Consider the following 22,864-nt stretch of genomic DNA (forward strand, 5'->3'; position numbering starts at 1 on the left):
GTTACTGCTCCGAATCCGGTTCCGCCGCGACCCGTTCGACGACCGGTTGCAGGTCCTCGGCGAGCAGTTCGGTCAGGTAGACCGCAGCCACGCGGTGCTCACGGTCGAGGACGACCGTCGTCGGCACGACCGAGGTCGGGTAGTTGCGGCCGAGGGCGAGCAGCGACCGCATCGGCGGGTCGTAGATCGACGGGTAGCCGATCCGCTGGTCGGTGACGAAGTCCTGGGCCTTGTCGCGCTGATTGTCGCGGACGTTGATGCCGAGGAACTGCACCCCGAGATCTTTGGTGGCCTCGTAGACCTCCTCGAGATCGTCGGCTTCGCTGCGGCACGGCGCGCACCACTGGCCCCACACGTTGAGCACGACGACCTGGCCCTCGTAGTCGTCGAGGGAGATGGTCTCGCCCTCGTTCATGAGGTCCTCGCCGGTGAGCTCACCGAGGGTGCCCCGGTCGGCCGGGGGGTCGTAGAAGATGCGGGTCTGCCCGCCGGGCGAGACGAAGTCGAACGTTCCCCCGGTGGCGACGGCGTCGTCCCCGGTGGCGCAGGAGGTGAGAAGGACGGCACCGCAGATCGCGGCGACCGTCGCCCGGAACACCTTTCTCATGCGCCGTGGACGTTCGGGTCGGAGGCGCCGGCCGGCTCGGAGTAGACCAGGTCGACGAGGGTGTCACCCTCGTAGACCAGGGAGGTCAGCGAGGCGAGGCTGCACTGGCGGCGACGCGGGTCGTGCCACAGTCGCTCGCCCTCGAGAAAGCGGCGCAGCGTCCACACCGGGAGTTGGTGGCTCACGCACACCGCTTCCCGCCCCACCGCGGCCACGCGGGCCGCGTTGACGGCGGCGAGCATGCGGTGGGCGATCTGCAGGTAGGGCTCGCCCCAGGAAGGGGTGAACGGATCGCGCAGCTTCCACCAGTGGCGCGGGCGGCTGAGCGCACCGTCGCCGACCGAGACCTTCAAGCCCTCGAAGTCGTTGGCCGCCTCGATGAGGTTCTCGTCGGTGCGGATCTGCAGTCCGTGCTTCTCCGCGATCGGGGCGGCGGTCTGCTGGGCCCGTTCGAGCGGGGACGCGACCACGTGTGCGATGTCGTGGTCGGCGAGCGACGCCGCGACCGCACGTGCCTGGGCCTCACCGGTCACCGACAGCTTGAAGCCGGACAGGCGGCCGTAGAGGATTCCGGAGGGGTTGTGGACCTCTCCGTGGCGGAGCACGTGCACGATCGTGCGGGTCTCGGACGGGGCGGCGTCGGTCACGTCGATGTTCCTCGAGGGGTGTGGGAGGGGCGGATCGGGCTGGGCAGGCAGGAGAGCGGTGCTACGGCGCGGTCGCCGCGGCGGCCGCGCGCGCGGCGTGCGGCAGCGCGTCGGCGACCCGCGAGAACGCGTCGTCGTCGAGCGCGGACGAGACGAACCACGTCTCGAAGGCACTCGGGGGTGCATAGACGCCGCGTTCGAGCAGCGCGTGGAAGAAGGCCGGGAAGCGCCAGGTCTGCGCGGCCTTGGCCTGCTCGTAGTTCGTCACCGGCTCATCGGTGAAGAAGACGCTCAGCAGCGTGCCGGCATTCTGGACGCGGTGCGGCACCCCTTCGGCGGCGAGTGCCTCCCCCAGCAGACGCCCGAGGGTCTCGGAGTTGCGGTCCAGGGTGGCGTAGACCTCGGCGTCGGCGGCACGCAGGCTCGCGAGGCCGGCGGCCACGGCGACGGGATTACCGGACAGGGTGCCGGCCTGGTAGACCGGTCCGCTCGGGGCGAGATGGGCCATGACGTCGGCGCGGCCACCGAAGGCCGCGGCGGGCAGACCTCCGCTCATGACCTTGCCGAAGGTCATCAGGTCGCCGGAGACACCGTCGATGCCGTGCCAGCCGGTCGGGCTCGCGCGGAAGCCGGTCATCACCTCGTCCATGATCAGCAGCGCGCCGTGCTCACGGGTGAGCTCGCGCAGGCCCTCGTTGAAGCCGGACACCGGCGGGACGGTGCCCATGTTGCCGGCGGCGGCCTCGGTGATGACCGCGGCGATCTCACCGGGGTTCGCCTCGAAGGCGGCGCGCACGGCGGCGAGGTCGTTGTAGGGGACGACGATGGTGTCGCCCGCCTGGGCGCCCGTGACGCCGGGCGAGGTGGGCAGACCGAAGGTGGCGAGGCCGGAACCGGCGTCGGCGAGCAGCGCGTCGACGTGACCGTGATAACAACCCGCGAACTTCACGATCTTCGACCGTCCGGTGAATCCGCGCGCGAGACGGACGGCGCTCATCGTCGCCTCGGTGCCGGAGTTGACGAGCCGGACCTGCTCGACGGGTGCGATGCGGGCGACGATCTCCTCGGCGAGTTCGACCTCACCCTCGGTGGGGGCACCGAACGACAGACCCGCCGGCGCGGTGGATCGGACGGCCTCGACGACCGCCGGATGCGCGTGCCCGAGAATCATCGGGCCCCAAGAACACACCAGGTCGACGTAGGTTTTTCCGTCGACGTCGGTGAGCAGCGGACCCGATCCCGATGCGAAGAAAGGAGGATTGCCGCCGACCGATCCGAACGCGCGGACCGGAGAGTTGACGCCCCCCGGTGTCACCTTCGATGCCCGGTGGAAGAGTGCGGCGGATCGAGTGTCGCGGGTGGACGAAGCATCGGGGGTCGCAGTCACGACTTCCAGTGTCCGTAGTTTCGCGGGATTTGCCAAAAACAGTGGTCCTCAAACCTCATGTGTTTTTTCTCCCTTACCAGGAAAAAGGGACACCATGAGTGACTTGTCGCACCTATCGTCTGAGGCATGCCGACGACAGCCGAACACCTGCGCATCGCACTCGACGGTGCGTGGCACGAAGCACGCGAACGCGCACGCAAGGATCTCGCGCACGAGAAGTTCGCACCGCACTACACCCCCGAGACCGACAAGGCGCGCGCCATCACGCTCGAGCAGATGCGCATCCTCGCCGAACACGGCTATGCCGCGGCGGGTTTCTCCGTCGAGTCCGGCGGCACGGGCGACGCGGGCGGCGCGGTCGCATCCATCGAGATGCTCGCGATGTCCGACCTGTCGCTGATGGTCAAGGCGGGCGTGCAGTGGGGCCTGTTCGGCGGTGCCATCGAGAACCTCGGCACCGAGCGGCACCACGAGAAGTACGTCAAGCAGCTCATCGACCTCGACGTGCTCGGCTGCTTCGCGATGACCGAGACGGGCCACGGCAGCGACGTACAGTCGCTCGAGACCACGGCGACCTACGATCCGGACACCCAGGAGTTCGTGATCCACTCCCCCACCCCGTCGTCCCGCAAGGACTACATCGGTGGCGCGGCGCAACACGCCCGGTTCGCGGCCGTCTTCGCGCAGCTCGTCACGCAGGGTGAGACGCACGGTGTGCACTGTTTCGTCGTCCCGATCCGCGACGAGGACGGCAACGACCTGCCGGGTGTGACGACCTCCGACTGCGGTTACAAGGGCGGCCTGCCGGGTGTCGACAACGGCCGCATCGTCTTCGACCAGGTGCGCATCCCCCGGGAGAACCTGCTCAACAAGTACGCGGACGTCGAACCGGACGGCACCTACGCCTCGGACATCGACAACCCGAGCCGACGGTTCTTCACGATGCTCGGCACGCTGGTCCGCGGGCGCATCACCGTCGGCGGCTCGGCGGGTGCGGCGGCGCGGGTCGCGCTGAGCATCGCCACCCGCTACGCCGAGAAGCGTCGCCAGTTCGACGCCCCCGGGCGCGACGGCGAGGTGCCGATCATGGACTATCTCGTCCACCAGCGGCGCCTGCTCCCGCTGATCGCCCGCTCGTACGCGCTCGGCTTCGCCCAGAACGAGCTGCTCACGACGATGCACCGGCTGCAGTCGACGTCGTTGCAGGAACTCGACGCGCAGGAACAGCGCGAACTCGAGGGTCGCGCGGCCGGCCTCAAGGCCGCCAACACCTGGCACGCGTCGCGGGCGATACAGGAGTGCCGCGAGGCGTGCGGTGGTGCCGGCTACATGGCCGAGAACCGGCTGACGGCGCTGCGCGCGGACGTGGACGTGTTCACGACCTTCGAGGGCGACAACCACGTCCTGACCCAGCTGGTCGCGAAGGAACTGCTCACGGCCTACGCCGACGAGGTGCAGGGCATGAGCCCTGTGGAGTGGATGCGGTTCGCCGCCACCACGATCTCCGACATCGTCAAGAAGCGCACCGCGGCGCAGCAGATCATCCAGACGATCGTCGACACCCGCCAGGACAACGAGGAGGACGGCAGCCTCTTCAACCGCGGTACGCAGGTGACGATGTTCGAGGACCGCGAGCAGTACCTGCTGTCGACTGCGGCCCGGCGCCTGCAGGGCGCGATGAAGCGTGAGGACAACCCGTTCGACGCCTTCAACTTCGTGCAGGACCACGTTCTGCACGCCGCCCGCGCGCACATCGACCGGGTCGTGCTCGAGGCGTTCGTCGCCGCGATCGAGGACTGCAAGGACGAGACCGCCCGCGACCTGCTGTCGGAGCTGTGCGATCTCTACGCGCTGACGATCATCGACGAGGACAAGGCGTGGTTCATGGAGCACCGCCTGCTGTCGGTCGAACGCGCCAAGGCCGTCACACGCGGGATCAACGAGCGGTGCCGCAGCCTGCGTCCGCACGCGTTGACGCTCGTGGACGGGTTGGGTGTGCCCGACTACCTGCTCGGCTCGGCCATGCTCGACCGTGAGGGAGCGGTCGTCCCACCTCAGGACGTCGCAGTCTGACCGGGTTCGCCGACGAGCTCGCCGAGCCGTGCTCGCAGCTCGTCGGCGTCCTTCGCCCACGCCCGCACGAACGTTCCTCCGATGAGCCGCAGTCCGACAGGCTTGCGGCCGCGCGGCACATCCGCCAGTTCGCCGAGGCTCCGGGCGGTCTCCCAGCGTTCCGGATCGCGCCGGTCGTCCGGTGGCGGCGGCAGCACCGCCTCGATCTCGGCGACCGGCAGTTCCTCGGTGCCCTGCCGCAGGACCGTGGAGGTGAGCTCGACGCTGACGTGCCGACGAGCAGCCACGACCATCACGTAGGAAAAGCCGGCGAGCACGATCGCGATGATCGGCAGCGCGACCCAGTGCACGACGGGGCCGGTGAACAGTTCGACGACGAGGGCCACGACGCAGACCAGCGGGCCGATGGCGACCGTGCGCCAGCGCGCTCCGGGTTCGTGGAACAGCGGCCCGGCCGGGTCGGTGCCCATCGGATCAGGGGTTGCCGGATCAGGGGTTGCCGGATCAGGGGTCGCCGGATCGGGGGCCGTCGGGTCGGTCAAGCGGCGAACGCGCCGGGGATCACCAGCAGCACGGTGGTCACCAGGCCGAGGAGGGCGATGAGAGCGATCAACACCAATTCGCGACGGCGCCCATAGGGCCGCGGTTCCACCTGCATGACGTCCTTTTCGCTCGACGGAAAGGGCCGTGCGGCCCACATGGTGAGCCCACCGTACTCTTCGGTCGCGCCGGACGAAACCGAGTGGTACGTCTATTCTTCCGGCAGTCGCAGGAAGAAGCGGTTGGCATCCCGCCGGTGCATCAGCACGATCGCTCCGACGGTCGCGACGGCTTGCAGAATGCCCACCACACCGAGTATCCAGCCCGCGCCGCCCTCCCCGACGCCCACACCGAAGACGGTGGGCAGGGTCGACAGCGACATGAACACCCCGAGCAGGGTCAGCAACATCCGGGCCCAGTTCTTGGCCTTCAACAGCTGCCTGACTACCAGATACAGCACTCCGACGATCACCAGGCCGATGCCGGCGGTCAGCGCGACCAGCAGCGGGACCGCCGACTCGAGCTGCTCCGTGGTGACGCCCTCGATGGCCTGCTCGGCGGCCATCGTGGTCATGAGGTCGAGCAGTTCCTCGCGTCGACTCAGCAGATCGGCGAGACTTGCCGCCAAACTCACGACGGCGAGAGCGAGTACCCCGCACCACAATTGGTGGGCCGTCGTGACGTCTCCGGGAACGGGACGATTCGCCGCGGGGCCGGGCCCGACAGGAGGTGCGGGGAAGCTCATGACAGGCGACCCGCGACCTCGGCGGCCCAGTAGGTGAGGACGACGTCCGCACCGGCCCGCCGGATGCCGACCAGCGATTCGAGGATCGCCGCATCGCGATCGATCCAGCCCTTCTGCGCGGCCGCGGTGATCATCGAGTACTCCCCCGAGATCTGGTAGGCGGCCACCGGGACGGGCGAGCGGTCGGCGACCTCGCGCAGCACGTCGAGATACGACATCGCCGGCTTGACCATCACCATGTCGGCGCCCTCGGCGAGGTCGAGGTCCACCTCGTGCAGCGACTCGCGACGGTTCGCCGGATCCTGCTGGTAGGTGCGGCGATCTCCCTCGAGGGACGAGCCGACGGCGTCGCGGAAGGGACCGTAGAACGCCGAGGCGTATTTCGCGGAGTAGGCGAGCTGACCGACCTCGGTGTGCCCGGCCTCGTCCAGCGCGGACCGGATGAAACCGATCTGGCCGTCCATCATGCCGCTCGGGCCGAGCAGGTGCGCCCCGGCCTCGGCCTGCGCGACGGCCATCTCGGCGTAACGCTCGAGGGTCGCGTCGTTGTCGACGACGCCGGTGTCGGTGAGCACACCGCAGTGGCCGTGATCGGTGAACTCGTCGAGGCAGGTGTCGGCCATGATCACCGTGGAGTCGCCGAGTTCGCTGCGCAGCGACCGCAGCGCGCGGTTGAGCACACCGCCGGGATCGCTCGCCGCGGAACCACGGGCGTCCTTGTCCTCGGGGCTGGGCACACCGAAGAGCATCAGGCCGCCGACACCGGCGGACACGGCCGCGGCCGCGGCCTTGCGCAGCGAATCGGCGGTGTGCTGGTACACCCCGGGCATCGACGCGATCTCGCGCGGCTCGTCGAGGCCGTCGGCCACGAACATCGGGAGCACGAGGTGGCGGGGTTCGAGGGAGGTTTCTGCCACGAGCCGTCGGATGGCGGGTGTGCTGCGCAGCCGGCGGGGACGGATGTCGGGAAACATGGGGAGAACACCTTCCATACGGGTCGTGCGCGGCCCCGGTAGTGGCGACTACCGGGACCGCGCACGGATCATCGGATCACCAGAGATCAGCGGCGGGCGCGGGACTTCTTCCGCGGCGGAGGCAGTGCGCCTTCCGCCCGGAGCCGGGCCGCGTGCTCGGCGAGCGCGTCGACCAGGGGCCCGATCTGCGCGGTCTCGGGCTGCACGTCCACCCGCAGGCCGAACTCGATCGCCGTCTCGGCCGTCTTCGGGCCGATACACGCGACGATCGTGCGGGCGTGCGGCTTGCCGGCGATACCCACGAGATTACGGACCGTCGACGACGAGGTGAAGCACACCGCGTCGAAACCACCGGTCTTGATCATCTCGCGGGTCGCGGCCGGCGGCGGAGCGGCACGCACGGTGCGGTAGGCGGTGACGTCGTCGATCTCCCAGCCGCGCTCGCGCAGACCCTCGGCGAGGGTCTCGGTGGCGATGTCGGCGCGCGGCAGCAGCACCCGGTTGACCGGATCGAAGACGTCGTCGTACGGGGCGAACTCGGCGAGCAGGCCGAGGCTGGACTGTTCGCCGCTGGGCACGAGCTCGGGGATGATGCCGACCGAGCGCACCTTCGCAGCGGTGGCCTCACCGACGCACGCGATCTTGACGCCGGAGAACGCGCGCGCGTCGAGACCGAACGCCTCGAACTTCTCCCATACCGCACGCACCGCGTTGGTGGAAGTGAACACCACCCACTGGTAGCGACCGTCGACCAGGCCCTTGACCGCGCGTTCCATCTGCGCGGGACTGCGCGGCGGCTCGACCGCGATGGTCGGCACCTCCATCGGGATCGCGCCGTGCGTGACGAGCCGCTCGCTCATCTCGCCGGCCTGATCCTTGGTGCGGGGCACGAGCACGGTCCAGCCGTACAGGGCGCGCGACTCCCACCACGACATCTTGTTGCGGTGCGAGACGACCTTGCCGACGGTGACGACGAGCGGTCCGACGAGCTCGGAACCCGCGTCGTTCAGGGTCGCGAGGGTGGCCTCGACGGTGCGCTGCTGACGGGTGGTGCCGCGCACGGTGATCGCGGCGGGGGTCTGCGGCGCCAGGCCGTGTTCGACCAGCGCGCTGGCGGTCTCGGCGAGGTGGCCGGAGGTCGCATGGAGGACGAGGGGGCCGGGGGCGGCGGCGAGCGCGGCCCAGTCGACCTCTCCGCGCACGTCGACCTCGGTGTGGCACGAGCCGAGCGCCATACCGGCGTAGCTCGGCACGGACGATCCGGCGGGCAGGCCCGGAAGCACCTCGAAGACCACCTGGGTGCGGGCGACGGCGTTGACCTCGGCGATCACCGAGTCGGTGGTGAGCGGGTCGCCCGCGACGAGGCGCACCACGTCGCGACCGGCCTTCGCCTCGGCGACGAGCGTCTTGGCGACCTCGGCGGGCTCGCCGAGCGCGGGACGGACCTCGGCGACGGGCTCACCGGTCTCCGGGTCGGTGCCGTGGTCGACACCGACGAGGGCCACGACACCCTTGTCGACATCGGGGTCGGTGAAGGCGATCGTGGCGCCCGCCAGCACGTCACGCGCGCGCACGGTGAGCAGCGCAGGATCGCCCGGGCCCGATCCCACGAACAGGATGCGCCCGGGGTTGTGCTTACGGACTCGGCTCATCGGTCATTCTCCAGTGCGGTCAAATCAGCGGTAAGGGCAAATCGGGTGACGGTGACGGCTGTGTCAATCATCGGCAGGTCTCGTCTCGGGGAGGACCCCGTGCTCGACCATGAGCTCGCGCGCACCGAGGTCGAGCAGTTCGCGGGCGACACGGCGACCGAGTTCCTCGGCCTTCTCCGGCGCCCCCACCGCGCTCGCTCGCAGCACATCCGATCCGTCCATGGCGGCGGCGCATCCGCGCACCGACAGTTCCTCGATCACCCGGCCGTCGTCGTCGAGCGATTCGACGACCTCGGCGATCGCCCCCACCGGTGCGGTGCATCCGGCTTCGAGTTCGGCGAGCAGCGAGCGCTCCGCGACGACTGCGGCGCGGCTCGGCGCATGGTCGAGTCCGGCGAGCAGCTCGATCATCTCGGGATCGTCCGACCGGCACTCCACGGCGAGCGCACCCTGCGACGGCGCGGGCAGCATCTGCACCGATTCGAGGGACTCGGTGACCCGGTCCAGGCGTCCGATCCGCGACAGTCCGGCACGCGCGATGACGATCGCGTCGAGTTCGCCGGAGTCGACCTTGCCGATGCGGGTGTCGATGTTGCCGCGCAGCGGTTCGATCTGCAGTCCCAGGCCGAGCGCAGCGAGTTGTGCCCGCCGGCGCGGCGCCGAGGTACCGACCTTGGAGCCGGGCGGCAGCTCGCCGAGGACGAGTCCGTCACGGGCGACGAGCGCGTCGCGCGGGTCCTCCCGCTCGGGGACGGCCGCGACGACGAGGCGCGGATCCTGGAAGGTCGGCAGGTCCTTGTAGGAGTGCACGGCGACGTCGACCTCACCTGCGAGCAGCGCCTCGCGCAGCTCGGCGGTGAACACGCCGACGCCGATGCGCTGCACCGGGCCGGGCGTCACATCGCCCTTGGTGGTGATGATGACGAGCTCTGCCGGGCGACCGGCGGCAATCAGTGCGTCGCGCACGGTACCGGCCTGGGTCGTGGCGAGCACGCTGCCGCGGGTACCGATCCGCAGGGGACGATCCTGCCGAGCAACATCGTCGCGGGAAACCGATGCGGCTTCGGTGCTCATGCGGTGCCGTCCTTTCGTGAGGCCTGGAGTTCGGTGGTGACAGCGGGGTCGAGTGCGGCGGACAGATCCCCCGAGAGGGTGGGATCGGTCAGCGAGTTCAGATCCTTGGTGGGTGTCGCGACCGCCTCGACCGAGCCCGGGCGCAGCTCGAACAGCTCGCGCAGGGCCTCGGCGTACTGGTCGCCTCCCGGCGTCGACGCGAGCTGCTTGACGCGCACCGTCGGTGCGTGGAGGAGCTTGTCGACGACCCGGCGCACGGTGCGGGCGACCTCGCCGCGCTGGCCGTCGTCGAGATCGGGCAGTCGCGATTCGAGGCGCATCAGTTCGCCCTCGACCACTTCGGCGGCGCGTTGACGCAGTGCCGTCACGGTGGGGGTGACCTCGGCGAGTCGCTGCGCGGTGAGGTACTGCGACAGCTCGGCGGCGACGATCGTGCGGGCGGCCTCCGCGTCGGTCGCGGCGGCGCCGGCCGACGGGTCGCGCTGCAGCGACTCCATGTCGAAGACCTGCACACCGGGAAGACCGGCCACGGCGGTGTCGACGTCGCGCGGCAGACCGAGATCGCAGATTGCGAGGGGGCGTTCGCCGCGGCCGGGCTGCGCGAGTGCGCGGTGCGCGTCGGCGAGCGTGACGACGGCGCCCACGGCTCCGGTGCAGGTGACGGCGACGTCGGCGCGGCTCAGTGCGGTCGCGAGTTCGTCGAATCCGACGACCTCGGCGTCGACACCGGCGGCCTGTGCGGTCTCGGCGAGTCGCTCGGCACGGTCGCGGGTGCGGTTGGCGACGACGATCGAGCCGACCTCGGCCCGGACGAGATGCGCGACGGCGAGACCACCCATGGCGCCGGCACCGATCACCGCGGCGGTGCGGCCCTTCAGGGCGCCTCCGAGGAAGTTCGAGGCCTTGTCGAGCGCGACCGACACGACGGATGCACCGGCGGCGTCGATGCCGGTCTCCGAGTGCACCCGCTTGCCGACGCGCAGCGCCTGCTGGGCGAGTTCGTGCAGGGTGCGGCCGGCGGCCTGCTGAGCGTCGGCGGCGGCGTAGGCGGTGCGGATCTGGCCGAGGATCTGCTGCTCCCCCACGACCATCGAGTCGAGCCCGCTGGCGACGGAGAACAGGTGTTCGGCAGCGGCCTCGCTGTAGCGGACGTAGGCGTGCTTGTGCAGTTCGGTGACGGGCAGACCCGAGTGCTCGGCGAGCAGTTCGCTGACCGCGGCGAGCGCGCCGTGGAAGGCGTCGACCACCGCGTAGATCTCCACCCGGTTGCAGGTGGAGACGATCATCGCTTCGGAGATCTTGTCCGACGCCAGCATCTTGTCGGTGAGCTTGGGGCGGTCGGTGTCCGTGACCGCCACCTTCTCGAGCACCGGGACCGGTGCGCTCCTATGCGATATCCCGACGAGGAGAACACTCACGGTGCGATCACCGATCCGTTTCTGGTCGCGGCCGAGCCCATCGGACCCGCCTTTCCTGTTGTGGTACGCCGAGCAGAGCTTCGGGTGGACACCCGCGGTATGCCGGCGGGGCGTACGTCGCCGGCAGCAGGACGAACGTCAGCGGTCGCGGCCCGGGGGGTCTCCCCGTTGCGGGTGCTGTTGAAGGACAGGACCTGCATCTCGACGGACAGATCGACGCGTCGGATCTCGACGTGGTCGGGGACATCGAGTTCGACGGGAGCGAAGCTCAGGATGCTGCGCACTCCTGCGAGCACGAGCCGATCGCACACCTGCTGTGCTGCCTCGTCGGGGGTGGCGACGACACCGATGGTCGCGCCGAGTTCATGGGCTCCGTTCTCGAGATCGTCGACGTGACGCACGACGAGATCGCCCACACGTGTGCCCACCACGTCGGGATCGGAATCGAAGAGTCCGGCCATCGTGAAACCGCGGCGGTCGAAGCCCGGATACCGGGCGAGGGCGCGGCCGAGGCTGCCAACTCCGACGAGCACGACGCGATGGCCCCGGTCGAGTCCGAGAGCTGCTTCGATGCGGGACTGGAGGCGCAGGACGTCGTAGCCGACGCCGCGCACTCCGTTGGGTCCGAGGAAGGACAGATCCTTGCGCAGTTTGGCCGAACCGACCCCGGCGGCGGCCGCGAGTTCCTCACTGGAGACGATGAGGGTGCCCGCTTCGGCGAACGCACCGAGGACCCGGAGGTAGGTCGCGAGACGCGTCACAGTAGCCTGTGGGATATCGCGGACCGGAGGAGTGGGAGTGGCACCCTCGCCGGACTCGGCGGTGCCGCGAGCGTCCTCGCCCTGCGGTGGGTGCAACTGCGTCACGGTACGTGGCTCCTCGTCCGGCCGGTGGATACACGCCTGGCCTCACGGTGATCCGGGAATTCGTTCACACCACGGTAACCGCTTGTGAAGCCATGCACAAAGTTGCTCGAAGCACCCCGAATGTGCTTCCCACCTGCTGTACGACGAGGACCTGCCGACTCACCGAGCGAGATCTGCGCGCAGTCGCGGCTCGTCGACCTCCCAGTAGCTGTGCTCGCGTCCGTCGAGCAGAACGACGGGCAGACGGTCCCCGAATTCGGCCCTCAGATCGGGATCGGTTGCGGCAGCGACATCCACGTCGATGCAGGTGACCTCGACGCCGAGCTCCTCCGCGAGCGCCTCGAGCTGCTCGCGCGCAGGACCGCACGCACCGCACCCGGCGCGCACGAGAAGGGTCAGGTGATGACGGCTCGCGGAGCCGCTCGTTGCCGATGACGATTGCTCACTCATGGCTCCACTGTGCGGCACGACCTGTCGAGATGAACGTCACACCCCGTCACGGGGGCGACGGCCTCCCGGTGAGGGGCGGTGTCGCGGGCTAGGCTTGGCGCGGGTCGCCCGTGCATGCGGTCGCCATATGTGCGGCGCCCGGAAGTGCAGGGGTCACACGGGGCCCGCCCGTTTCGACAGCCCCGCCCGTTACGACACCGGAGGTGCGAGTGCCAGGACGTTCGTTTCCCTACGGATGGGGCATGGGTGAGACGTGGGCGAGCATCATCCGTCCCGGACGTCGGCTCTTCTCTCGCAAGTTCGGACCCAGCGAGGAAGAGGTCCGCGCCAATCTCGCAGGTGAGGCGAGCGCCGATGCCGCCCTCGCGTTGCAGGAATCCCGCGTCGAACCCGAGCCCTCCCCCGATACCGCTCCCGTCTCGCGCGATCTGACCGCGGCGGCGTTCTTCGACGTCGACAACACGATGGTGCAGGGCGCGTCGATCATCCACTTCGCCCGCGGCCTCGTCGCCCGGAACTACTTCGACAAGTCCGACCTGTTCGAATTCGCCTGGCAGCAGGTCAAGTTCCGCCTGACGGGCAAGGAGAACATGAACGACGTCGCGTCCGGTCGCGACAAGGCGCTGTCGTTCGTGCAGGGCCGCTCCACGGAGGAACTGCGCCGGCTCGGCGAGGAGATCTACGACGACATCATCGCCGACAAGATCTGGCCGGGCACCCGCGCGCTCGCGCAGATGCACCTGGACGCGGGCCAGCAGGTGTGGCTCGTGACCGCGACGCCGGTCGAACTGGCCGACGTCATCGCCGAACGCCTCGGCCTGACCGGTGCGCTCGGCACCGTCGCCGAGTCGAAGGACGGCGTCTTCACGGGCCGTCTCGTCGGCGACATCCTGCACGGTCTCGGCAAGGCGCACGCGGTGCGGGCCCTCGCGATCCGTGAGGGTCTGAATCTCAAGCGCTGCACGGCTTATTCGGACAGCCACAACGACGTGCCGATGCTCTCGGTGGTCGGCACGGCCGTCGCGATCAATCCCGATCCGGATCTACGGCAGGTCGCTCGCACACGCGGGTGGGAGATCCGCGACTTCCGGACGGCGCGCAAGGCCGCGAAGGTCGGGGTGCCGACGGCGCTCGGTCTCGGTGCCGCGGGTGGTGCTGTCGCGGTCCTCGTGGGTCGCCGCCGCGACCGAGCGGCTTGATTTTCGAGGTGCTCAGCCGAGGAAGACGTTCCGCCGGCGCGTGAGCAGCTTGTAGAGGGTCTGCTGGATCGTCTCGCGCACGTGGTCGGTGACCTCGAACAACACCATCGGATCCTCCGCCGAGGCCTCGTCGTACACGTCGGTGACGATGGGTGTGCCGAACTCGATGTACCACTTCGACGGCAGCGGCACGATCCCGAGCGGGCCGAGCGCCGGGAACAGCGGGGTGATCGGGAAGTAGGGCAGGCCGAGCAGGCGCGCGAGCGAGGTGAGGTCGGCGATGTTCGGGTAGATCTCCTCGGAGCCGACGATCGAGCACGGCACGATGGGCGCCTGGGTGCGCAGGGCCGCCGACACGAAACCGCCGCGGCCGAACCGCTGCAGTTTGTAACGCTCCTTGAACGGCTTGCCGAGTCCCTTGTACCCCTCGGGGAAGACCGCGACCACCTGGTCCTGCCGGAGGAGTCGTTCGGCGTCGGGATGGCACGCGAGGGTGTGGCCGGCCTTGCGCGTCACCGTCCCCACCACGGGCATACCGAAGGCGAGATCGGCGGCGAGCATCCGCAGGTGACGATCCGCGTGGTCGTGCACGGCGACGGAGGTCATCAGTGCGTCGACGGGGAGCGTGCCGGCGTGGTTGGCGACGACGAGTGCGCTGCCCTCGGCGGGGATGTTCTCGACGCCGCGGACCTCGACGCGGAACCACTTGTCGAACAGGGGTCGCAGCACCGGCAGGACGACGTTCTCGGTGAAGTGCGGGTCGAAGCCGAAGTCGTCGACTTCGTAGTCGCCGGTCATCCGGCGGCGCACGAACTCGGCGGTGGCGGTGACCTGTTGTGCGAGCGTGCCGCGCAGGTCGTCGAGGAATCGATCGGTGCGGTTCACCTGCTCGGGGGTGGGCGGTGGCCCCATCGACGGATGGGGTGTGCGTGTGACCCGTTCGCCGGGACGGCGGTTGCCGGCGTGCAACGGGATGACCTTCGCGACCTCCGTCATCGCGTCTCCCTCGTCTCTCCGAGCACGGAGAGCGCCATCGACTCGGCCTTGTCCACCCATTCGGTCTTCACGATGCGGGTGAGGGCGAGGCCCCGGGCGAAATCGTCGAGCGCTTCTCTCGTGGTCCAGCGTGGTTCGAATCCGAACTCGTTGCGCATGCGCGTGGTGTCGAGTCCGCATCCGAAATGGAAATAGTCGAGTTCTTCTTTGGTGAAGGAGTTCATCACGGAGCCCATGAGTGCGTGCCCGACCGTGCGGAACAGCGCGTAGGGCATCGGCACGGTGACGCCACCGGCCCGGCGCACGGCCTGGGTCATCGTGACGATCCCCTCACCGGCGATGTTGTACGTCCCTGACGGTCCGGCGACGACCGCGTGTTCGAGCGCACCGAGTGCGTCCTCCTCGTGCAGCAATTGCAGTCGCGCGTCGCGGCCGAGCACGTTGGGGACGAGCGGGGAGGTGAGATAGCTCGACACCGAGCCGGGCAGCCGGTTTCCGACGGTGGGTGCGAACCGGAGGATGGTGGTCGCGATGTCGCTGCGCCGCCGGGCGACGCCGCGCAGATATCCCTCGACCTCTATCATGTCGCGGGCGAAGGCGCCCGTGGGCCGGCGGCGGGCGCTCATCTCCTCGGTGAACTTCGCGGGGTCCTTGGCACTCGATCCGTAGAGGACGGACGACGAGCGCAGCACGATCCTGCGCACCGAGGGTGCCTTCTGGCACACAGCGAACAGCTGCATCGCGCCGAGGACGTTCATGTCCTTCATCGCCGTGCGGCTCCCGGACTTCGGGGCCTTCGTGACGGCGGACGCGTGGACGACGGTGTCGACGTCCATGTTGCGGATGATCTTGCCGATGAGTGGGTTGCGGATGTCGGCGAGCACGAACTCGGCCCGCCCCATGCGCCGGAGCATGTCCTTCGACGGCGACTGGGTGTCGACGCCGATCACCCGCTCGATGTCGGGATTCTGGGCGAGCCTGGTGACGAGGAAACCACCCAGGAACCGACTTGCTCCGGTGACCAGCACGACTCGTGGACGTGCCACTTCGTGCCCCTGCGAAACCACTCGTGAAACCCCCTGCTGCACCACACGCGTCATCGGTCACATTCGCCCCGACGCGGTATGCCGTCCCACAATACGGCCACTTCGCCGCCATTGCACGACTCGTGGGTGAACTTTCGTGTACCGGGATGCACAGACGAACGATGCCCGCCACCATGGAAGGTGACGGGCATCGGATAGGCGCAGGGCTTACTTGCCGAGTTTACGACGCTGCACTCGGGTGCGGCGGAGCAGCTTGCGGTGCTTCTTCTTCGACATGCGCTTACGGCGCTTCTTGATCACAGATCCCATGTGGGCATCCCTCACGTTCCTTGTAGCGTTCCTGCGCACGCCGGTGACGTACGCCTGATGTATGTCGACGCTGGGCCTCGTGGCGACGAGTAACAGCGCCTCACGACACCGGCTGGCCGGTACGACGACAAGCAATCCTACCGGGGCGGCCCACCCGGCGTGAAACCGAGGTCCGTCCCGGAACGCGACTTCCCTCGCGTTCCCTCGCGCACCGGATCCGTTCGTCGTACCGTCGTCCCCGACGATGCGCCGATCGTCCCTGTCCGACCTCTATCCGACGTCGAAGTACGACGTCTCGAGGTAGTCGTGGACGGCCTTCGCATGCACGCGGAACGAGCGTCCCACACGCACTGCGGGTAGTTCGCCACTGTGCACCAGCCTGTACACGGTCATCTTCGACACCCGCATGAGAGCTGCCACTTCGGCAACCGTCAGGAACTGGGTACCGGCGAGAACCGACTGTCCGTCTTGAGGTTGACCCTTCGACGGCGTGTTTCCTGAAACCATTACACACCTCCGGCACGCCCGCGCCGCCGGCTTCCCCTCCGGCGGAACAGACACGCACGTGCTGATTCGAGCTTAGCGTGACGAATGGTTCCTGTGCGACGATGCAGCTGGGGAATTTCCGGCGGGCGGCTGTTCGTCGCCACGCTACGCCCTACGGTGACGTCTGTCAGCGTTCCGCAGTGACACCTGTCAGTGCCTCGGGTGGATGCCCTGTCAGGCCGTCCCGGAGAGCCCCTCGCGGGCCGCAGGCGACGGCTGATCCGATGCCGCCCCGAGTTGCGCGGAACGGCGCTTCGCAGCGTCGAGCGCCTCGTAGAAGGCCGTACGCAGGCCTCCACGCTCGAGTTCGCGGATCGCGGCCGCCGTGGTGCCACCCGGCGAGGTGACCGCGGCGCGCAGGTCGGCAGCGTTGTCCCCCGAGCGCGTGAGCATCGCGGCCGAGCCGGTCATCGTCTGCACCACCAGATCGGTGGCCACCGCCCGCGTCAGGCCGAGCGAGACACCGGCGTCGATCATCGCCTCCGCGACGAGGAAGAAATATGCGGGCCCGGACCCGGAAACCGCGGTGACCGCGTCGATCTGCGCCTCCGGGACCACCGAGACCGTTCCCACGCTCGCGAGGATCTCGCGGACCGTGTCGAGATGCTGCTGCTTGACGTACCGACCGGCGGACAGCACGCTCGCGCCCTCCCCGACGAGCATCGGGGTGTTCGGCATCACGCGCACGACGGGGAAGCCGGCCGGGAGCTTGGTCTCGTAGCGGACCGTCGGGATGCCCGCGGCAAGCGACACCAGGATCTGCTCGTCGTCGTTCCCGGCGTCGACCGCCGCGAGGGCGGTGACGACGACGTCCACGTCGTTGGGCTTGACGGCCACGACCACCACGTCGGCGCCTTCCGCGGCGTCGGAGGTGCTGTCGGTGACCCGGATCGAGTAGGCCCGGGACAATTCCTCACGCCGTTCCTCGAACTTCTCGGCGACCACGAGATCCTTGGTCGCGAAGCCGTTCTTCAGCAGACCCGAGATCAGCGCCTCGCCGATCCTGCCGCCACCGATCACTGCGATTCTCGTCATGGGGACAGCCTGCCACGACCGTCCGTGCGGCCTACACCACGGTCACCGCCTGTCGGGACCTACCGCGTTCGGGCGTATCAGCGCGGCATCATGGCCAGCTGACGCGATTGCACGACCACCTGGCCGGTCGAGTCGACGACGGTGTGGTCCTCCTCGAACCAGGTGCTGCCGAGCACGCTGCTCTCGGCGATGACCCGCAGCCATCCCGGAGCCGGAACCCGCCGCAGATAGGCGGTGAGTTGCACCGTCGGCGCCCAGCCGAAACGGCCGAGGTTCATCGCGACGGGAGCCGACACGTCGCCGCACATGAGCGCGAACAGCACCGAGGTGTCGACGTCGGCCTCGTCGCCCGGCGACGGCCGCGTCCACATCGACACGAGCGGTTCGCCCTGCTGCCCGTCGAGGAAACGCGCGGTGGCGGAGTCGATCCGGAGGTGGGAGGTGGCGGCGAACTTCACGATCTGCCCCATGGGGTGCTCGGGGGTGACGAGCACCGACTCGGCCGGCGGGTCGGCGGGCATCGTGGTCGCGCGGTGCGGCACCGTGTGGAAGGGCTCCTCGGTATCCGGCGTGCCGAGGGTGACACTCGCCCGCACCGCCACACGCCCGGCCTGGGACAGTTCGACGTCCACAAGGGCGATCTGCTTGCCCTGCTTGCGTAGGACGGTGGTGAGTTCGACGTCGCCGGGGTCGGGCGCGGCGACGAACGAGGCACTCACGGCGAGGGGCTGGGTGAGCGGGTCGACGCCGGCGTCGAGCACCGACCTGCGCGCCGCGGACGCGCAGACCGCGAGCATGCATCCGCCGTGCACCTTGGGCCCGATGGTCCACACCGGATCGATGTGCGCCTGCCAGGCCGCCGTGCCATCCGGGTGCTCTCCCGGCACCCGGGTGACCGAGGTCAGGTCGAGGAAGGGCTGGTCGGTGAGGGTCACTGCTGCTCCTGGTCGTCGTTCGGGGCCGGATCGGCGCCGGTCGTGGGGGGGTCCACCGGACCCGAACATGCGGGCGGCGAGATGCTGGTGGGCCAACCGGCGCATGGCCGTGAGGACCGGTTCGTACAGGGCGGTCCCGAGCACGGCCGCTTCCACGGTGGCTTCCCGGGAGTGCGTCGGCAGCAGTTCGAGGTCGAGTTCGGCGATGGCGCGGACGTGACGGCCGTAGGCGTCGATCCGGCGGTCGTCCATCCGCAGGCCGGCGGCTTCGAGTGCCGCGAGCGCGTGTTCGAGTTGCGCCACGGCCGCGAACCGTGGGTCGTAGACCTGGCCGAGGCGTTCGAGCAGGTGGCGGGCGCGGGGATAGCCGGGACCGGCCGAGTCCTCGACGTAGGGTGGCAGCGCGGCGATGGCGTGGCCGAGTTCGACGAAGAGGTCGTCGCGGGGATTGTCGACGAGATCCACGACGGTCTTGATCTTCTCGAGAGGCAGACCCTGCGCGGCGAGTGACCGGACCAGACCCAGGCGCCGCACGTGCCGGTCGTCGTAGGTCGCCGAGGTGACGCTCGTCGCCACGCCCGGCATGAGCAGCCCCTCGCGCAGGTAGTACTTCACCGTCGGCAGCGGTATGCCGCAACGCTCGGCGAGTTCCGAGATACGCACCGATCACCTCCGCTCCTCGACACCGGATACTACAACTATCCAGTATTGGATAGTTGTAGTATCCAGTCACGGAGTACCGGCCGAGGAGGCCCTCATGCATCCGCTCGTGACCATCGTTCTCGGGAGCACCGTGCTCACCGTCGCAGGCATCGCCTTCGGAGGCACCTTCCTGCTACGCGTCGCCGCGGGCGGCGTACCCACCAACGACCTGCAGAAGACGTTCTTCCGTGCCGGTCACGCCCACGCTGGCGTACTCGTCACCCTCGGGTTGCTCATCGCCGTTCTCACGCACGTCGTGGGCGCATCACCCGGTTGGTCGGCGGCCGGCGCCATCGCCGTGCTCGTCGCCGCGATCCTGATCCCGGCAGGCTTCTTCCTGTCGGTGCTCGGGCCCGATCCGACGCGGCCCGGCCGGATGTTCGCGGCGGTCCGGCTCGGCGCCGTCTCCCTCACCGCGGGCGTGCTGATCTCAGGCGTCGCCGTGCTCGCCGCCGGAATCGCTGCCCTCTGAGGCGGGGACGCGCGCGATGTCCGTGTGCCGGGGACTCTCGGGGCCGGCGGTGATCGCGCGCGTCGCCGAGCGATCCAGGTGCGTGCGCGCGAAGGCCAGCGAACGCGCCAGCATCCCGGCGCGCTCCGCACGCGTCCGTGCGCTCTGGGTGCTGATCTCGAGCACCACGTGCCCGCCGAAGTCGCTCGCGGCGAGCCGGCGGCACACGTCCGCACACGGCTGCGTGCCCGTTCCCGGGACGAGGTGTTCGTCGAGCGAGGAGCCCCGGCCGTCGGCGAGATGGAGGTGGGCGAGCCCCTCCCCCATCCGATCCGCGAGCGCGAGGGCGTCGGCCCCCGCGGTCGCGGTGTGCGACAGGTCGAGCGTGTAGTGCGCGAAACCGGTGTCGGTGGGGTCGAGCGACGGGCTGTAGGCCGAGACCGCGCGGCCGGGACCGCGCCGGCGCAGACGTTCGGCGCCGCGATCACGACCGCCGAAGACGACGTCGGCCCTCATCGGGTACATGTTCTCGACCGCGAGCACCACGTGGCTGTCGGCCTCGAGCGCCGCGACCTGGTCGGAGAATCCCTCCGCATAGCGACGCTGCCACCGGAAGGGCGGATGGACCACGACGGTCTCCGCACCGAGGATCTCGGCGACACGCACCGAACGGTCGAGCTTGGCGGCGGGATCGGATCCCCACACGCGCTGCGAGATCAGCAGACACGGCACGTGCACGGCGAGCACCGGCACGCCGTACTCGCGGACCAGACGCTCCACCGAGGTGGGGTCCTGGCTCACCGGTTCGGCCCACACCATCAACTCGACCCCGTCGAAACCGAGATCGGCCGCGAAGCGGAACGCCGCTTCGGTGTTCTCCGGATAGACCGAAGCGGTGGACAGCCCTACCCGGATTCCCTGCGCGGTCGGCATCGGCTCACCCGGGCAGCAGGAACAACAGCGGCCCGAAGGCCACGAATGCTCCCACCGCGAGCGCGATGAGCTGACTCGTGATGTCGTCGGTGCGCCGCAGGACACGCACCAGCGCGACCAGGCCCACGATCACCAGCAGCGCGAGCGCGAAGGCAACCCACGGCATGAGGTCCCACAACCGCTCGAAGCCCTTGAAGAGCAATCCGCCCGCGACGATCGCGGCGACGCTCTCGCCGATCAGCAACGCCCATTGCTTGAGGCCACTGCCCTGCTCCGCGTCGGTGGACTCGTCGTCCGCACTCTTCCGTGCCGAGTCGTCGACGGCGTCGGACGTCGACTTCCCACCCTTGCCGCGGGACTTCCGCGACCGCGACGATGCCACTCCCTCCGAAGCGTCGGGCGCGGCACCCGCAGCACCGATGGTGTCGGTCGAGTCGTCGGCGTCGGCACCGGTGCCCTGCAGGTCGCTGGCGGGGCCGGACAGTAGTCGCGGTTCGGCGACGTCGGCCTTGCGCACCGACACCGCCGGGGCGCTCGCCTTCTCGGACTTCTTGTCCGCCTTCTTGTCGGCGACCGCTGCTCCTTCACCGGACTGCGAGCCGGGCGCGGCCCCTCCGAGATGCGCCCGCGCGCGCCGGGGAAGCGCCTCGGGACGGATGACCTCGGTCGGCGACTCGATCTTGGGCGGCGCCGCCTTGGACGCTGCCTTCGTCGATGCGGCCGTCTTCGAGACTGCATCCGTCTTCGACACCGTGTCCGTCTTCGACACTGCATCCGCGGCTGCAGGCACCTTCGCCGCCGGGCCGGACGGCGCCTTCGCAGTGGGTGGTGTTTTCGCGGCAGGCGGCGTCTTCGTGACGGCAGGCGTGCTCGTTCCGGTCTTCACCGGCGGCGTCTTCGTCTCGACGGCAACCCGCGGGGTCACGGTGGTCTTCTCGATGTCGGACAGCGCGAAGGTCGCCGCCTTCGGCGTCTCTAGCTTCGGGGTCTCGACCTTGCGTGGCGCCGGGACGGCCTTCGGCGGGGTCTCCGCCTCGACAGCAGCCGTCGAGGACGACGAATCCGCCTGCCCGGCAGCGCTTTCCGCATCGGTCGGGGTATTCCGCTCGACCTTGCTGTCTGCGCGGGTGATCGGGATCTCGCCCGTCAGTTCGGCGACGGAGATGCCGCCGCTCGCACCTCGTCGGCGTCGTCCCCCGGCCCGTGTTCCCACCTTCTGGCCGTTACGCGCCAACAGCTCGGCCACGGAGATCTGCCCCGTGTCGTTGCTGCGATTCTCGCTCATCCGGTTGCCACCACCAGTTCGCCACCCATATCCGTATCGAGCTTCCGAAGAATCAGGCCTTCGCGCAACGCCCACGGGCAGATCTGCAGCGTCTCCACTCCGAGGGCACGCATGCTCGCCTCCGCGACGAGGGCGCCGGCGACGAGTTGCTCGGACCGGTCCGAGCTGACGCCTTCGAGTTCTGCGCGGTCGGCCGTGGTCATCCGGGAGATGAAGGCGATGAGCTGGCGCAGTCCGCTGGCCGTCAGGGTCCGTTGTACCCGCAGGCCGGCGGACGAGGGGGCCGCGCCGGTCAGGCGGGCGAGGGTCCGGAAGGTCTTGGAGGTGCCCACACACAGGTCGGGGGCGCCCGCGTTGCGTATGGCCTTCGCCGGCTCGGCGAGTTCGGCGTCGAGCCAGTCGCGCAGCGCCGAGATCCGGCGCTTGCCGGGCGGGTCCTCACGGAACCAGTCGCGGGTGAGCCGTCCCGCACCGAGCTGGAGCGAGTAGGCGATCTCGGGGTCCTCGTCGCCACCGAAGGTGAGCTCGAGCGATCCACCGCCGATGTCGAGGTCGAGGATGTTTCCGGCGCTCCAGCCGTACCAGCGGCGCACCGCGAGGAAGGTCAGCCGCGCCTCGTCCTCGCCGGAGAGCACGTCCAGCGACACCCCGGCCTCCCGGCGCACCCGCTCGAGGACGGCCTCGGAGTTGCCGGCGTCGCGCACCGCGGACGTCGCGAACGCCATGAGCTCGCCGCATCCCGAGGTGCGGGCGATGCTGGCGAATTCGGCGGCGGTCTCGACGAGCCGATCGGCGCCGTTGGAGGTGATGTCGCCGTTGTCGTCCATGTTCTCGGACAGCCGCAGCGTGGCCTTCGTCGAACTCATCGGCGTGGGGTGCCCACCACGATGGGCGTCCACCACCAACAGGTGAACGGTGTTGCTTCCGACGTCGAGTACCCCTAAGCGCACATCAATACGGTACTGGGTCTACCGTCGGGACCTGTGACAGCAGG

General features: G+C 69.3%; 23 protein-coding genes and 1 pseudogene. 3 read left to right on the forward strand and 21 right to left on the reverse strand.

Going from position 1 to position 22,864, the window contains the following annotated elements:
• Position 1 precedes the first annotated feature (1 nt).
• The 3 genes from BO226_RS14585 to hemL form a co-directional block, all read right to left on the reverse strand.
• On the reverse strand, positions 2–607 hold the full coding sequence (locus BO226_RS14585; RefSeq protein ID WP_006552330.1) for a TlpA disulfide reductase family protein: 606 nt from the start codon (positions 605–607) through the stop codon (positions 2–4).
• Positions 604–1,254, reverse strand: coding sequence for a histidine phosphatase family protein (locus BO226_RS14590; RefSeq protein WP_060650690.1), 651 nt, complete (start codon positions 1,252–1,254; stop codon positions 604–606). Before BO226_RS14590 ends, BO226_RS14585 begins: the two co-directional genes overlap by 4 nt.
• Positions 1,255–1,315: 61 nt before the next feature.
• Complete coding sequence (hemL, locus tag BO226_RS14595) at positions 1,316–2,641, reverse strand: glutamate-1-semialdehyde 2,1-aminomutase (RefSeq protein WP_083543639.1); 1,326 nt, start codon at positions 2,639–2,641, stop codon at positions 1,316–1,318.
• Positions 2,642–2,767: 126 nt separating this feature from the next.
• Between hemL and BO226_RS14600 the strand changes: the two genes are divergently transcribed.
• A complete protein-coding gene (locus BO226_RS14600) occupies positions 2,768–4,714 on the forward strand; it encodes an acyl-CoA dehydrogenase family protein (RefSeq protein WP_071935527.1) in 1,947 nt (648 codons plus the stop codon).
• Here the strand turns inward: BO226_RS14600 and BO226_RS14605 are convergent.
• From BO226_RS14605 to BO226_RS14640, 8 genes are all read right to left on the reverse strand, one after another.
• Complete coding sequence (locus BO226_RS14605; protein ID WP_006552334.1) at positions 4,696–5,184, reverse strand: hypothetical protein; 489 nt, start codon at positions 5,182–5,184, stop codon at positions 4,696–4,698. The two genes, BO226_RS14600 and BO226_RS14605, sit on opposite strands and share 19 nt — an antisense overlap.
• Positions 5,185–5,465: 281 nt before the next feature.
• Positions 5,466–5,999 (reverse strand): hypothetical protein, encoded by a 534-nt coding sequence (locus BO226_RS14610; protein WP_232237957.1) that lies wholly within the window; start codon positions 5,997–5,999, stop codon positions 5,466–5,468.
• Positions 5,996–6,973 (reverse strand): porphobilinogen synthase, encoded by a 978-nt coding sequence (gene hemB, locus BO226_RS14615; protein ID WP_006552336.1) that lies wholly within the window; start codon positions 6,971–6,973, stop codon positions 5,996–5,998. The genes BO226_RS14610 and hemB overlap by 4 nt, the downstream gene beginning before the upstream one ends.
• Before the next feature lie 86 nt (positions 6,974–7,059).
• A complete protein-coding gene (locus tag BO226_RS14620; RefSeq protein WP_033096113.1) occupies positions 7,060–8,625 on the reverse strand; it encodes a uroporphyrinogen-III synthase in 1,566 nt (521 codons plus the stop codon).
• Between the two features lie 63 nt (positions 8,626–8,688).
• Positions 8,689–9,699: a hydroxymethylbilane synthase gene (gene hemC, locus BO226_RS14625; protein ID WP_071935529.1), complete on the reverse strand. Its 1,011-nt coding sequence runs from the start codon at positions 9,697–9,699 to the stop codon at positions 8,689–8,691.
• The gene (locus tag BO226_RS14630) at positions 9,696–11,117 is read right to left on the reverse strand and encodes a glutamyl-tRNA reductase (RefSeq protein ID WP_071935530.1); all 1,422 of its coding nucleotides are present in this window, start codon (positions 11,115–11,117) and stop codon (positions 9,696–9,698) included. Before BO226_RS14630 ends, hemC begins: the two co-directional genes overlap by 4 nt.
• A complete protein-coding gene (locus BO226_RS14635; RefSeq protein WP_019291201.1) occupies positions 11,114–11,983 on the reverse strand; it encodes a redox-sensing transcriptional repressor Rex in 870 nt (289 codons plus the stop codon). Before BO226_RS14635 ends, BO226_RS14630 begins: the two co-directional genes overlap by 4 nt.
• A gap of 159 nt (positions 11,984–12,142) precedes the next feature.
• Positions 12,143–12,433: a glutaredoxin family protein gene (locus tag BO226_RS14640; protein ID WP_006552340.1), complete on the reverse strand. Its 291-nt coding sequence runs from the start codon at positions 12,431–12,433 to the stop codon at positions 12,143–12,145.
• A gap of 242 nt (positions 12,434–12,675) precedes the next feature.
• Here BO226_RS14640 and BO226_RS14645 point away from each other — a divergent pair, with 242 nt between their 5' ends.
• On the forward strand, positions 12,676–13,632 hold the full coding sequence (locus tag BO226_RS14645; protein WP_071935531.1) for an HAD family hydrolase: 957 nt from the start codon (positions 12,676–12,678) through the stop codon (positions 13,630–13,632).
• 12 nt (positions 13,633–13,644) lie between these two features.
• On the opposite strand, the gene BO226_RS14650 is transcribed toward BO226_RS14645, so the two are convergent.
• The 7 genes and pseudogenes from BO226_RS14650 to BO226_RS14680 form a co-directional block, all read right to left on the reverse strand.
• A complete protein-coding gene (locus BO226_RS14650; protein WP_006552343.1) occupies positions 13,645–14,628 on the reverse strand; it encodes a lysophospholipid acyltransferase family protein in 984 nt (327 codons plus the stop codon).
• A complete protein-coding gene (locus BO226_RS14655) occupies positions 14,625–15,656 on the reverse strand; it encodes an NAD-dependent epimerase/dehydratase family protein (protein WP_121208889.1) in 1,032 nt (343 codons plus the stop codon). The genes BO226_RS14650 and BO226_RS14655 overlap by 4 nt, the downstream gene beginning before the upstream one ends.
• A gap of 225 nt (positions 15,657–15,881) precedes the next feature.
• Positions 15,882–15,983 (reverse strand): 30S ribosomal protein bS22, encoded by a 102-nt coding sequence (locus tag BO226_RS14660; protein ID WP_003402602.1) that lies wholly within the window; start codon positions 15,981–15,983, stop codon positions 15,882–15,884.
• 270 nt (positions 15,984–16,253) lie between these two features.
• Complete coding sequence (locus BO226_RS14665) at positions 16,254–16,490, reverse strand: helix-turn-helix domain-containing protein (RefSeq protein WP_006552345.1); 237 nt, start codon at positions 16,488–16,490, stop codon at positions 16,254–16,256.
• Between the two features lie 213 nt (positions 16,491–16,703).
• On the reverse strand, positions 16,704–17,564 hold the full coding sequence (proC, locus tag BO226_RS14670) for a pyrroline-5-carboxylate reductase (protein WP_024101725.1): 861 nt from the start codon (positions 17,562–17,564) through the stop codon (positions 16,704–16,706).
• 77 nt (positions 17,565–17,641) lie between these two features.
• On the reverse strand, positions 17,642–18,499 hold the full coding sequence (locus BO226_RS14675) for a thioesterase family protein (RefSeq protein ID WP_071935532.1): 858 nt from the start codon (positions 18,497–18,499) through the stop codon (positions 17,642–17,644).
• 69 nt (positions 18,500–18,568) lie between these two features.
• Positions 18,569–19,162, reverse strand: a pseudogene (locus tag BO226_RS14680) (MerR family transcriptional regulator); the annotation flags it as partial.
• A gap of 94 nt (positions 19,163–19,256) precedes the next feature.
• Here BO226_RS14680 and BO226_RS14685 point away from each other — a divergent pair.
• Positions 19,257–19,673 (forward strand): hypothetical protein, encoded by a 417-nt coding sequence (locus tag BO226_RS14685; protein ID WP_019291196.1) that lies wholly within the window; start codon positions 19,257–19,259, stop codon positions 19,671–19,673.
• Here BO226_RS14685 and BO226_RS14690 read toward each other — a convergent pair.
• From BO226_RS14690 to BO226_RS14700, 3 genes are read right to left on the reverse strand one after another with little or no spacing between them, the layout of a single operon-like run.
• Positions 19,632–20,585, reverse strand: coding sequence for a sugar phosphate isomerase/epimerase family protein (locus tag BO226_RS14690; protein ID WP_019291195.1), 954 nt, complete (start codon positions 20,583–20,585; stop codon positions 19,632–19,634). The genes BO226_RS14685 and BO226_RS14690 overlap by 42 nt on opposite strands.
• 4 nt (positions 20,586–20,589) lie before the next feature.
• On the reverse strand, positions 20,590–21,870 hold the full coding sequence (locus tag BO226_RS14695) for a hypothetical protein (RefSeq protein ID WP_071935533.1): 1,281 nt from the start codon (positions 21,868–21,870) through the stop codon (positions 20,590–20,592).
• Positions 21,867–22,820, reverse strand: coding sequence for a Ppx/GppA phosphatase family protein (locus tag BO226_RS14700; protein ID WP_071935534.1), 954 nt, complete (start codon positions 22,818–22,820; stop codon positions 21,867–21,869). Before BO226_RS14700 ends, BO226_RS14695 begins: the two co-directional genes overlap by 4 nt.
• Between the last annotated feature and the right edge of the window lie 44 nt (positions 22,821–22,864).

This window comes from Rhodococcus sp. 2G (assembly GCF_001886355.1).
Taxonomy (GTDB): domain Bacteria; phylum Actinomycetota; class Actinomycetes; order Mycobacteriales; family Mycobacteriaceae; genus Rhodococcus; species Rhodococcus pyridinivorans.

Coding starts and splice junctions, on each gene's coding strand:
- hemB (WP_006552336.1), bottom strand. CDS start 6,973: ATGTTTCCCGACATCCGTCCCCGCCGGCTGCGCAGCACACCCGCCATC.
- BO226_RS14600 (WP_071935527.1), top strand. CDS start 2,768: ATGCCGACGACAGCCGAACACCTGCGCATCGCACTCGACGGTGCGTGG.
- BO226_RS14610 (WP_232237957.1), bottom strand. CDS start 5,999: ATGAGCTTCCCCGCACCTCCTGTCGGGCCCGGCCCCGCGGCGAATCGT.
- BO226_RS14695 (WP_071935533.1), bottom strand. CDS start 21,870: ATGAGCGAGAATCGCAGCAACGACACGGGGCAGATCTCCGTGGCCGAG.
- BO226_RS14640 (WP_006552340.1), bottom strand. CDS start 12,433: ATGAGTGAGCAATCGTCATCGGCAACGAGCGGCTCCGCGAGCCGTCAT.
- BO226_RS14650 (WP_006552343.1), bottom strand. CDS start 14,628: ATGACGGAGGTCGCGAAGGTCATCCCGTTGCACGCCGGCAACCGCCGT.
- BO226_RS14685 (WP_019291196.1), top strand. CDS start 19,257: ATGCATCCGCTCGTGACCATCGTTCTCGGGAGCACCGTGCTCACCGTC.
- proC (WP_024101725.1), bottom strand. CDS start 17,564: ATGACGAGAATCGCAGTGATCGGTGGCGGCAGGATCGGCGAGGCGCTG.
- BO226_RS14605 (WP_006552334.1), bottom strand. CDS start 5,184: ATGGGCACCGACCCGGCCGGGCCGCTGTTCCACGAACCCGGAGCGCGC.
- BO226_RS14660 (WP_003402602.1), bottom strand. CDS start 15,983: ATGGGATCTGTGATCAAGAAGCGCCGTAAGCGCATGTCGAAGAAGAAG.
- BO226_RS14585 (WP_006552330.1), bottom strand. CDS start 607: ATGAGAAAGGTGTTCCGGGCGACGGTCGCCGCGATCTGCGGTGCCGTC.
- BO226_RS14690 (WP_019291195.1), bottom strand. CDS start 20,585: ATGCCGACCGCGCAGGGAATCCGGGTAGGGCTGTCCACCGCTTCGGTC.
- hemC (WP_071935529.1), bottom strand. CDS start 9,699: ATGAGCACCGAAGCCGCATCGGTTTCCCGCGACGATGTTGCTCGGCAG.
- BO226_RS14665 (WP_006552345.1), bottom strand. CDS start 16,490: ATGGTTTCAGGAAACACGCCGTCGAAGGGTCAACCTCAAGACGGACAG.
- BO226_RS14645 (WP_071935531.1), top strand. CDS start 12,676: ATGGGTGAGACGTGGGCGAGCATCATCCGTCCCGGACGTCGGCTCTTC.
- BO226_RS14620 (WP_033096113.1), bottom strand. CDS start 8,625: ATGAGCCGAGTCCGTAAGCACAACCCCGGGCGCATCCTGTTCGTGGGA.